This is a genomic window from Fibrobacter sp. UWR3, assembly GCF_900143055.1.
Taxonomy (GTDB): Bacteria; Fibrobacterota; Fibrobacteria; order Fibrobacterales; family Fibrobacteraceae; genus Fibrobacter.
Map to the genome: position 1 here is coordinate 427,399 of NZ_FRCW01000002.1, position 11,347 is coordinate 438,745.

The 11,347-nt window shown below is 57.1% G+C and carries 8 protein-coding genes; 4 read left to right on the forward strand and 4 right to left on the reverse strand.

All coding sequences use genetic code 11. The annotated features are described in order from the left end of the window. Positions 1-52 precede the first annotated feature (52 nt). Genes BUA44_RS03995 through BUA44_RS04005 form a run of 3 tightly spaced genes read left to right on the forward strand, consistent with a single transcriptional unit; the run spans position 53 to position 4,124 of the window. The gene (locus BUA44_RS03995; protein ID WP_143151854.1) at positions 53-547 is read left to right on the forward strand and encodes a hypothetical protein; all 495 of its coding nucleotides are present in this window, start codon (positions 53-55) and stop codon (positions 545-547) included. Positions 548-568: 21 nt separating this feature from the next. Beyond that, a complete protein-coding gene (locus tag BUA44_RS04000; protein WP_072808808.1) occupies positions 569-2,464 on the forward strand; it encodes a UbiD family decarboxylase in 1,896 nt (631 codons plus the stop codon). Then, positions 2,454-4,124 carry a hypothetical protein gene (locus BUA44_RS04005; protein ID WP_143151855.1) on the forward strand — a complete coding sequence of 557 codons (1,671 nt, stop codon included), beginning with the start codon at positions 2,454-2,456 and terminating at the stop codon, positions 4,122-4,124. Before BUA44_RS04000 ends, BUA44_RS04005 begins: the two co-directional genes overlap by 11 nt. 226 nt (positions 4,125-4,350) lie before the next feature. Here BUA44_RS04005 and BUA44_RS04010 read toward each other — a convergent pair whose 3' ends face one another. The 4 genes from BUA44_RS04010 to BUA44_RS04025 are packed head-to-tail and all read right to left on the reverse strand — an operon-like array spanning position 4,351 to position 9,820. Beyond that, complete coding sequence (locus BUA44_RS04010; protein WP_072808812.1) at positions 4,351-5,967, reverse strand: glycoside hydrolase family 57 protein; 1,617 nt, start codon at positions 5,965-5,967, stop codon at positions 4,351-4,353. 30 nt (positions 5,968-5,997) lie between these two features. Next, positions 5,998-7,176, reverse strand: a complete 1,179-nt coding sequence (locus BUA44_RS04015; protein ID WP_072808814.1) for a DUF4912 domain-containing protein — start codon at positions 7,174-7,176, stop codon at positions 5,998-6,000. A gap of 20 nt (positions 7,177-7,196) precedes the next feature. Further along, positions 7,197-8,438 carry a porin family protein gene (locus BUA44_RS04020; RefSeq protein ID WP_072808816.1) on the reverse strand — a complete coding sequence of 414 codons (1,242 nt, stop codon included), beginning with the start codon at positions 8,436-8,438 and terminating at the stop codon, positions 7,197-7,199. Then, positions 8,435-9,820, reverse strand: a complete 1,386-nt coding sequence (locus BUA44_RS04025; protein WP_083579461.1) for a hypothetical protein — start codon at positions 9,818-9,820, stop codon at positions 8,435-8,437. Before BUA44_RS04025 ends, BUA44_RS04020 begins: the two co-directional genes overlap by 4 nt. Positions 9,821-9,954: 134 nt before the next feature. On the opposite strand from BUA44_RS04025, the gene thrC reads away from it, so the two are divergent. Continuing rightward, entirely contained in the window at positions 9,955-11,295 is a 1,341-nt protein-coding gene (thrC, locus tag BUA44_RS04030; RefSeq protein WP_072808820.1) for a threonine synthase, read from the forward strand. Positions 11,296-11,347: the final 52 nt, after the last annotated feature.

Sequence of the window (11,347 nt, forward strand, 5' to 3'; positions counted from 1 at the left end):
TTTACAGATTTTTCGTTCACTTTCGCGCTTTTTTTGCTAAATTAATTAACGTATGGTGCAGTTCAGTCAAACGTCATGGCAAGAGTTCTCGCTTCCGAATGTATTGGAAACGCTTCAATATGCTCCCCTGAACTTGACTATCGGCAAGAGCCCGCTTCTCCATTACATATTCCCTAAGGAACTTGCCGCCGGTGCAACAATCAAGTACCAGCTGCAGTTCGGCTTCAGGGTCATCAGGTGGACCGGCATCATCAGTTCGGTCAAGGACAACCAGGTGACGGTGCGGCTGGGTCAAGGCCCGTTCCGCGGGTTCACCGCCAGCCACAAGTTCGTACCCGAAGGGCACATGACCGCCTGCTACGACGAATTCTCGTTCCAGGGGTTCACGAACATCCCCGAAGAGACTTTTGCGAGCATAATGGCTAACGCAAGCGTGGTTTACGGGATATACGCCCGCAAGGACACGCGCGACATAGTCCTTTCCGTAGAATCCCAAAAGAAGACGCAGGCATTCGAATCGCTCGACCTGGGTGCCACGGCGGGTTAAGCCCGCACCGGGGGTTCCGCCATGTATTCCTCACTGGAACAAGCGCTGCTTGACCTGGAAAAGGCAGGCATGCTCAGGCGTATCCGCGAAGAGGTGGACCCGTACCTGGAAATGGCCGAAATTGCACGGCAGGCATTCGACAGCAAGGGGCCGGCACTGCTTTTCGAGAAGGTAAAGGGGAGCAGGTTCCGCGCCGCATGCAACATCTTCGGTACGCGCGAACGCATGGATTTCTTGTTCCGCGACACGCTCGAAAGCACAAGGACCGCGGTCCTGTTCAAGTCGAACCCCGCAGAATTCTTTAGGCATGCGGGCCCCGCCACGTTGTTACGCGCGGCAAAAGCGGGCATCCGTTCACTCCCCAGGTGTTCGGGCAGTATCCGCGACTTCGAGGAATGCACGCTCGCCGACCTCCCGCAAATCGTAGGCTGGCCCGAAGACGGCGGGCCGTTCCTCACGCTCCCGCAGGTGGCGACGCTCCCGAGTGACGGCGCGAAGATTCTCACCGCAAACCTCGGCATGTATCGCGTGCAGATTGCGGGGAACGACTTTGCCCCCGACGAATGCGGCATCCACTACCAGATTAACCGCGACATCGCAAGGCACCACCGGAAGGCCATCGAAGAAGGCCGCGCGCTCAAGGTGAGCGTGTTCCTGGGCGGGCCTCCCGCACATACCGTCGCCGCGGTGATGCCCATGCCCGAAGACCTCTCGGAACTCACCTTCGCCGGAATGCTCGGCGGGAGGCGCTTCCGCTACTTTATGCACGAGGGTTACATCGTCTCGAGCGATGCGGACTTCTGCATCCTAGGAGAGGTCGCTCCCGAGCTCAAGCCCGAGGGGCCATTCGGCGACCACGTGGGCTACTATTCCGGCAAGCACCTCTTCCCCTACCTGAAAGTGAAGAAGGTACTCTGCAAGAAGAACGCGATTTACCCGTTTACCTCCGTAGGCAGGCCCCCGAAAGAAGACACGATTTTCGGCGAGTTCATACACGACATTACCCGGCCGATGGTCCCCTCGTCGCTCCCGGGCGTAGAGGCAGTCCACGCGGTCGATGCGTCGGGAGTGCACCCGCTGTGTCTCGCCGTCGCGAAGGAAAACTTTATACCCTACATCAGGCCCGAGGAACGCGAGCCTCTCGAGCTCCTGAAGACGGCCAACGCGCTGCTCGGATTCAACCAGGTGTCGCTCGCGAAGTACCTGATGGTGGCCGCGAAGGAAGATGCCCGCAAGCCACTGGATGCCCGCGACGTTCCGGCATTCTTCGCGCACGTGCTCGAGCGCGCAGACTTCGCGCGAGACTTGCACTTCCAGACCTCCACCTTCATCGACACGCTCGACTACACGGGAACGCGACTCAATCACGGTTCCAAGCTCGTGATTGCCGCGGCAGGCATCAAGCGCAGGGAACTGCGCGAATGCGCGGGCGACCTTGACGGGCTCAAGCTGCCCGTGGGCTTCAGCAACGCTCAAATCGCGATGAAGGGCGTGCTCGCCGTGCAGTGGAACGGCGGTTCAAGTGCCGCCGAGCGCACCACCGAATTAAACGGCGACGCGGACAATCCGGGCGAAAACGGCGCCCACCCCGCTCCCGAAAACATCGCGCAGCTCCGCGACGCCCTCGCAAGTTGGGAATTCCACGAAAACTACCCGTGGGTGAGTATCGTGAACGACACCTCCACCATCGGGGGCAACACGCAAAAAAGCCTGGACGATTTCCTGTGGCTAACGTTCACGCGTTCCGACCCCGCGCAAGACATCTACGGGCTAAACGAGCGCTTTGTGCAGAAACACTGGGCGATAGACGCCCCGCTCATCGTGGACGCCACCATCAAGCCGCGCCACCAGAAGGCGCTTGAAGTTCCAGACAACGTTGTCTTAATGGCAAAGGAGGTTCTAGAGAATGCACGCTAGTTCCCTCCCCTCCATATACAAAGTTCTACTTTTGACCGTGACAATCCTTGCTACAGCGATTGCGCCCGCACAGGCGCAAAAATGCGGCATGGCCTACGCGCACCAGAACAGCAGGCAAAAATCCGTATTGCACCCCGCCGCAGCACTCCGATTCAGGAACTGCGATGCACGCGAATACTACGACAGCGTCTATACCCGCGAAACGGAACACTTCCAGATATTCTACACGCTGGGTATAGGCCCGCACGCAACCAGGCCCGAATTTGTAGACTCGCTCGCCGTAACGCTCGAAAATGCGCTGACGTTCCACACGAAAACCATGAAAATGCGCGCACCGCAGGGCATCGACACCACGAGTCACTACCAGATGCCCGTGAAGGTCGGGCTCTACCCCGTCGAAGTTGCCGAAATAGACTTTCTCCGCGACCCGAGAAGCGTGCTCAAGGCAGACGCCTGCAACGGTTGCTACGGAGTGACATACCCGAGCCCCAAGGATTACCACAAGTCCGAAATAATCATCGACAACGATTTCAAGTACGTGCCGGAAAACGCGACCGCCACAAGTTCAATCGAGCGGGACGAAAAGACCTGCACCTACCCCACCTCAACCGTAGAGCAAAACAGCACAGCCTACCAGTACTCCTACAACAAGGAGTTCGCCAAGGGCATCCAGGTCACCATATACCACGAGATGTTCCACGCCGTGCAGTTGCAGTACATGGACCTGTTCAATCACTGGACTTACTGGATAGAGGCTTCCGCTGCCGGAAACGAGGAAGTCGGAGCCCCCGATATCGACGACTACTTCCTGTACGTCAGCAGGTTCTTCAACTACGGCGGAACTGCGATAGACGCTATCGAGTACGAGTATGGTCTCGTAATTCTCTACCTGTACCTGTACAACCACGTGGACAAGCACTTCGACAAGGAAATCTGGGAACTTTTCGAAACCAAACCGAATGCGCCCTTCAAGGAAAATCTCAAGAAGATTCTTGAAAAGCGGGGCTTGGACGGCGATTCGCTATTCCACGACTTCGCGACGTCGGCAGCGCTCTCCGGAAAGAACGCGAACGCAGTAAGCAATGCACGCTGGATTCACGAAGACCAGCCAAGATGGGCTCCGGCGACTGCAAAGCGTTCGACGTTTATTGACGGGAGCGAAGGTCAAGACAAGTTCACGCCCAACATTCCACTCTACTCACTCGACTTCTACCTGGGCGGCACCCCGGACCTTGACGAATACAAAGGCAAGGCTACGGCGCTTGTGTTCAACGGCGAAAAGATCGGCATCAGGGAAATCAAGAACACGGCCTCGGTGGATTCCATCATCAAGGACGCCTTCTTCGCCGATTCCATCATGTGGGTGTTCAGCAGTTTCGACAATCCGAAACGCATTCCCGAAATGGTAATGGATTCCACGCTTCGCGCCTTCCCCATGCCCTGGCGCGGCAACGGCTCGCTCTGCTTTACTCCGCTACCGGAATCCAAGAAGTTTATCGAAATTCGTAACGCCCGCGGGGACCTGGTGCTGCGCGAACCCTACGAAAAGACGACGCACTGCATCAACGAAGACAACGTAAAGAGTTCGATGAAGCCGGGCGTGTACCGCTTCCGTGCAGGCTCCCGCGGGAAGACTGAAAAGTTTATCGTCACGTACTAGAAGTCTAAATGACGGTATCGGCAAAAAAATAGGACCAAATCAAGAAAAAAAGCCGGCTTAGTCCTATCTTTGAAGCGCAAAAACACTAAATCATAGGACTAAATGCCTAAAAAAAGTGATTTAGTCCTATCTCAGTAAAGAATTTTGGCGAGTTGAGTAAAAAACTGGAGCAAAAAAGCCTCTTCGATAGGACTAATCGCTCAAAAACAGGGCGTTTAGTCCTATTTTAGAGCAATTCCCCGATCCAGGGGAAGATATTGTCCTGATTCTCGAGTTTTACGAGGAGCGACGTATCGGGCTTTTTGCGACCCATCGCGAGTCCGGTCATCGCGGCGGCGTAGAGGGCGCACACGTTCCTGTAGTGCGTGTTCTCGCGGAAGCGCGCGTAGTCGGCCGCAGACTTGTTGTGAATCATAAACGCCCAGTCGGAGGCCTGGAACAGCAGGAGCTCGCGGGCCATTTGCGCGTAATACCTGCGATACAGCCGGGTCTGCGCGGTCTTGCCCTTCTTCTCGCGGGCAACGAGCGCGCGGCGGAACTCTTCCATCATGCCGCGCATGCGGAAGAATAGCGGGTACGCGTGACTCACCTCGTCGTTCATCCAGACTTCACCGAAACCTCCCTCGCCCCATGAGGAGAATATCGGGCTATGTACCGCCTCGTCGCAGGAGGAATACATCGTGGTCTCGAGAGAGGCCATCTCTACCGTATTGGATGCGGCGGCGCGCTCGAACATCTTCTCGATAAACAGCGGGCCCTCGAACCACCAGTGCCCAAAGAGTTCCGCATCGTAGGGGCACAGGATGGAGACCTTGTTGCCTTCCATGTTCGGAAGGAGTTCGGTGACGGTCGCCTCGCGGTTCGCTACGAAGAGTCGCGCGTGGTCCTCGACCAGGCGCATCGCGTTCCACGGGCGGTAAATCTGCTTGTCCTCGCTCCCGGTAATGCGGTAGTACTTGAGGCCGGTCTCGATGGGTGTATCGCCCGCCATGAAGTAATCGCCCAGGTAGCCACGGTCGCGTTCATTTGCGATATCCTTGAAGAACTCGCGGTACTCGGGGTGCCCCGGGTAGCCAGTCTTGCGGCTCCATACTTCCATGGAACTCGCCTGCTCGCGGCCCATGCAATAAAGCCCCGCAGGGGTCTTTATTGGCGCAAATACTCCGTATTTGGGTGCGGGCTTTGCCAAAAGCACGCCGTGGGTCTCGAGGAAGAAGTACTTGAACCCGAATTCGGCGAGAAGGCGGTCAAGACCTTCGAAGTACCCGCACTCGGGGAGCCAAAGCCCGCTGGGCCTGCGCCCGAAGGCTTCTTCAAATGCACGCACGGTAACGCCCAGCTGCAGGCGAATCGCCTGCACGTCGGACTGGTACGCCGGCAAGAACGGGTGGGTCCCCACGCAGGTAAGGAGGTTGAGCTTGCCGCATTCCTCGAGCTGTTTTAACGCGGGCACAATCTCGCAACCGCAGTCGCGCTCCCACGTGTCAATAAGCGCAACCTGTCTCCGGTAGTAAAAATCCACCACAGTCGCAATGTCATCGTTCCCGCGGGCGCGCTCGCGTTCCTTCCCGATAAGTTCCATCTGCATGTGCAGATGGCGCGTGAACTTTTCGAGCAACAAACTGTCGGTAAGCATCGCGAGGAGCGCAGAGGAAACGCTCAGGTTGAGCGTTCCCGGCACGCCCTTCTCCTGCAGGCGGCGGAGCATCTGGATTAGCGGCAGGTATGTTTCCGCCATAGCCTCGAAAAACCAGTTCTCTTCCAAGAACCGGTCATATTCAGGCTCGCGCACAAAAGGCAGGTGCGCGTGCAGCAGCAGGTGTATTTTACCGGGCGCGGACAATTAGCCCTCGTGGGTTTAGAGCAGGCCAGCCTACTCCGTGCGCTTCACCACAATGGGCACGATCGTTGTCGGGAAGTCGCCATCCTTGTCGGTTGCGAACACCGGGATAATCTTCGTAGAATCCGGCAGGTCCTCTTCAAAGCTGAAGGTGCCATCCGGGTTCAGCGGGAACGGCTCGCCGCGCACCTGGAGGTGTGCATCCGGGCGGGTTCCACCGTAAACGATCAAGCGGGTCTTGACCCACAGGAAGAAATCCTTCCCGTAGTTCACGGAATCCTTCGGGAATTCAAGCTTGTTGCTCTTGAGGGCGGCGCTGGAAAGTGCACCCGAGAACATGGAACCCGAGGAGCTGGAAAGCGTGCCGAGTGCGTTTTCGAGCCAGTTCTTCGCAGACATGCTCGAAAGTCCCGAACTGCCGAAACCGCCCATGGCGGCGCCGCCGAGGGACGCCTTCACGAACACGTCGTCCACGTTCACCTGGGAACCTTCCGGAGAGTAGGCCTGCACCGGGACGGATTCCACGAGCGGCATAAAGTTCTTGCCTTCGGCAAAGCCGAGCACGGCCACCGTATTGGAGGTAGCCTTGTTTTCCACATACCAGCTGCGGGCATCGGCGGGCACCACCACGTCGTGGAACTTGCGCTTCTTGCTGCGCTTCACGGTGAGGTCGTCCGAAATATCGAACAGGCGGAGCACCAGCTTGCCCTTGCCCTTCTTGGCGCGCTTGATACGGTCCTCGGAAACTTCCCAGAAGGCCTGCATCCAGTTCGGGTCCTTCTGCATGAGCACGAGGTATTCGGGGTCGAAGTTCTGCGCCATGCTGGCAGTCTTCGTCACGGGCTTCGCGGCGGCCTTCGGAGCGGCGACCTTCACCGACTTTGCAGATTTCCTTGCGGTAGATTTCAGCACCACATCGGTCTGTTCCGATGCCTTCGGAGCAGACTTCGCAGAAGCCTTCGCCGTCACCTTCGCGGCAATCTTTGCAACGGGTTTCGCCGCAGTCTGCGTGGCGGTCTTCGCGACGGTCTTTACCGCAGTCTTTGCGGCACTCTTTGCCGTAGCGGTCTTCGTCGCGACCTTTTCTACCACCTTTTCGGCTTCCTTGGCGGCAGTCTTCACCGCCTTCGTTATCTTGGAGGTCGTTTCCTTGACGGCCTTTTCCACCACCTTCTTGGTGGCCTTAGTCTTTGCTGTTTTTTTCGTAGCCATTACTAGCCTCCTTCGAAAATCTACCTGCGGGACTGTCCCCAGCTGCCGATACCCATCAAGCCGAGACGGATTCCCAGGAACACTTCATCCCAGTTGCCCTCGGATTCAGAGAAGCGCTTGCCGCCCTGGAGCGCGAGGTCCACGGCGATACCCTTCCTGCCCAGCGGGAAGTTCGCACCAATGGAACCGCCCACCTCGTAAACGTCCTCGATGTACCAGTTCTTGTACCATGCGCCTGCACGGTAGGTAATCCTGTCCCAGAACGGGTCGTAGTACAGCCCACTGCCATCGCGCTGGTAACCTACGGATGCGACAAAGTCGTTCTGCGTCTTGGTCACGCTCCGCATGTCGTAGCTATGCCCCACGTTATCGATGTCCTTGTCCCAGGCGCGCCACTGCAAGTCGGCCATCACGTTGTGCCTCTTGGCAAGGCGGTAGTTGACACCGGTCGCAAACATGGCGGGAACCTCGATGCGACGGTCAATCTCGCTCGGCACAAGCGTATCAATTTCCGAGAACCGGAAGTTGTATTCCAGTTCGTTCAAAAGCGTATAGCCCGTCGTGTACGAGAAGTAGAACGAGGACTGACGACCGCGATACTGCACGGAGCCGGTGTAGTAGCCGGGGTGATGCTCAACTTCCCACGAGCCTTCCACGTAGTCCGTAATTTCCCTGTTGTTGGTGGCCCACAGGTCTTCTTCAGCGACGGATTCCTTGTTCGGGCCAAGCGTAAGGCTGCGCTTCATGCTCCCCATCACGATATGCATGGACGCACCCAGAGAAACATTGCGGAGGTACGGGAGACGCACCGCGTATGTCGGCACAATCTCGTAGACGCTTCCGTTGTATTCAATCTTCGCGTTGGCAGATAATGCGGAATCGGAAATCTCCTCGCGGATAACGGAAGAATAGTGTTGCCAAAGGGACACGCCGAACGCGCCAAAATCGCCCATCGGGAACGAGAGGTTGAACGAGGGCATGGCGATGTTCTTCGTGAAGTAGCTTTTGCCGTGAGCTTCTGCAGTATAGAGGTCCAGCAAGAAGTTCAGGTTGAACACGACCTTGGTATCGAAGGCCATGCGTGCCGGGTTCGTGACGGAAAGCCCTTCGGATTCACCCGTCTTTGCACCGCCGGCAAAACCGCGGCCTGCCGCAGCGACGGAACCACCCACAGTCTGTTCTTCACCGAGTGCATCGAGACCAATCATCGACGCCTGCGTAAACACGGCAAGGCAAACAATCAATCCTAGAATCTTTTTCATTCTTCACCCCCGCGCTTGGTAGCAAGCCAGAGCTTGAGCGTTGCCGGCTTGCTGAACGATGTACCGAAGTCGTACCGGGCGTAATCGAAATGGCTAAAGAACACATACGACGTATCCGTCTTGCCTGTCGTCGAATCCTTGAAGGCGTAGTCCACGTAGGCGGAATCCTTCGCCTGGAGCGTCGGGTAGCCGAGGCGCACCATCATCTTGAGATTGCGCCCGCTCTTTGCCTGGTTGATAACGTCGCGCATGCCGTAGGTCACCTGCAACGAGAGCGAATCTCCATCGAAGAACACGATGTTCGGGTGACCAGATTCCACAATCATCTTGCGGTTCAGCCTGTATTCTTCCATCTTGCGGACTTCCGTGCCCAGGCTATCGATAAACGTGCCCACCACAACCTGGATGGGCAGTCCCAGTTCGTTTATGCCCTCGGAATCGTCTCGCGGGAAGGTTATCTGCGCAAGCACCACCGCCTGGCGCACGTCGTTGCCGTCACCCTCGTCGAAGGGGAAGGCATCGCCGTAAAAGTCCGAGAGCGCCTCGAGAACCTTATCGACAGGGTACTCCACCACGATGGAATCGAGCACGCCGCCATGCAGCAACAGGCATCCGTCGCAGGTATCATTGTATGTAACAACTTCACTCATACGGAAAGCGACAAAGTTCTTGTAGGTGGTATCGGAGAACGTCTTCACACGCATGAAGGGTGGCAGCCCAGTCCCCGTACCGTAGATACGGTAGGCTCGCTTGGATTCCGGAGCGGAAAGGCGCAACTGCAGGTGCGTCGCGGAGCCCGATTTCTTCAAGTCCTCGACCAGCGCAGAAGGCATGGGAATCTTCACGAGGGAATCCTTTGCATCAATGGAAAGTTCATACGTGGTATCGGCGGAATTGTCCGCCTCCCATTCCATGAGGCTTTCACGCCAGGCGGAATCCGAGATGTCCTTGATGCTATCGACAAAAGCCTTAGGTTTGCCCTTGCCCACATCGAGTTTCCATTCCACCTTCAGGTCGAGCGTTTCCTTGTACGGGAGAGAATCGGCCGGGAAGTACTTCGCAGAATAGAACGGATTGAGCACGAACAGGGTAACGAACGCCGCCGCGGAATCCGATTTGGACAGAGAATCAATAAATGCAGAATCCCTGAACGCGATATCGAGAACGAGGTCGTGCGTGAGCCCCGCCTGCGTGCCGAAGATTGTCCTGTCGTACGCAGGGAAAACGGTCCTGCCCGCAAACGCCTCCGCCGACACCGGAGTCAGGTCTTCTATAGTAACAGTCTGGACCTTGTAGCTATCGGGCAGGCCCTGGTCTCTAAGCCAGCCGCTGAGCGCCGTATCCTCGGAATCGAACAGGCACGCCGACAGCGTTAACGCCATTACAGCCAAAAAGGACAATAGAACAAATTTTCTCTTTTTCACTCGGTTCTCCGAATCTAGTCTAAAATTCGCCCTATAATATAGAAAATTTGCCCCTTTTTACTATATTTGTCCCCGAAAATCAAGAGGACATTATGGCCCAATTCAACGCGCATTTCAGGAACATCAACGGGGACGACACCTACCCGCTGACCGACGTCATTTACAGGAGCAAGGTGGACGGCAGCCTTTTGGAAGTCGAACACGACCGTGCAGCCCTTGCCAGCAAGAGCCCCGACGAATGGAAGAAGCTCTTTGCCGAACGCCGCATGAGCTTCGAACCGGCCGACATGAGCGGCATCTGGAGCAAGCGCGAAATGGTGCTCCCCGACATGCCGCTCGAAGACATTGTGACGATGCGCGAAGGCTGGAGCCCGCTCTTTGACGCGGCCCCGCTCGCCAAGGAAATGGGCATCAAGAGCCTCAAGGTGAAACTTTGCGGCAACTCCCACACCGGTAGCTTCAAGGACCTCGGCATGACGGTTCTCGTGAGCCAGGTGAACCACATCATCAAGAAGAAAATTCACGAAATCGACGCCGTGGCCTGCGCCTCTACCGGCGACACCTCCGCAGCTTTGAGCGCCTACTGCGCAAAGGCCGGCATCCCGAGCATCGTATTCCTCCCCGCCGGGAAGACCAGCGTCGCCCAGCTGATCCAGCCGATCTCTAACGGCAGCATCGTGCTCGCCCTCGACACCGACTTTGACGGTTGCATGAAGATTGTGCAGCAGGTGACCGCCGACAACCGCATTTACCTCGCGAACTCCATGAACAGCCTCCGCGTGGAAGGCCAGAAAACAATTTCTCCGGAAATCTGCCAGGAAATGGGCTGGAAGGTGCCCGACACCGTGATTATCCCGGGCGGAAACCTGGGCAACGTGAGCGCTTTGGCCAAGGGTTTCGAAGACTGCAAGGCTATGGGCCTCATCGACCGCATTCCGCGCATCATCGTCGCGCAGGCCGAGAACGCCAACCCGTTCTACCAGGCTTACGAACGCGGCTTCGACAAGCTCGTCCCGATGCAGGCGAAGAAGACGCTTGCCTCCGCCATCCAGATCGGCAACCCGGTCAGCTACCCGAAGGCCGTGCGCGCCATCCAGAAGACGAACGGCATGGTCGTAAGCGTCACTGAAGAAGAACTCGCGAACGCCGCCCACCGCGGCGACCGCATCGGTCTCTACTGCTGCCCGCACACGGGTGTCGCCCTCGGCGCCCTCGAAAAGCTCGTTGCCGCAGGCAAGATCGACAAGGAAGAAAACGTGGTCGTCATCAGCACGGCACACGGCCTCAAGTTCACCGAATTCAAGGTCGGCTACCACGAAAAGAAGCTCGAAAACATCTGCTCCAAGTTCGCGAACCCCGTGTTCAAGGCTCCGGCAGACCTCGGCGCCGTCATGGACATCCTCAAAAAAGAGATGACTGAAAGAAGGCGCTAGGATCTAGACCAGCATTTAAAAGGCTCCGCACGGTTGTGCGGAGCCATATTTT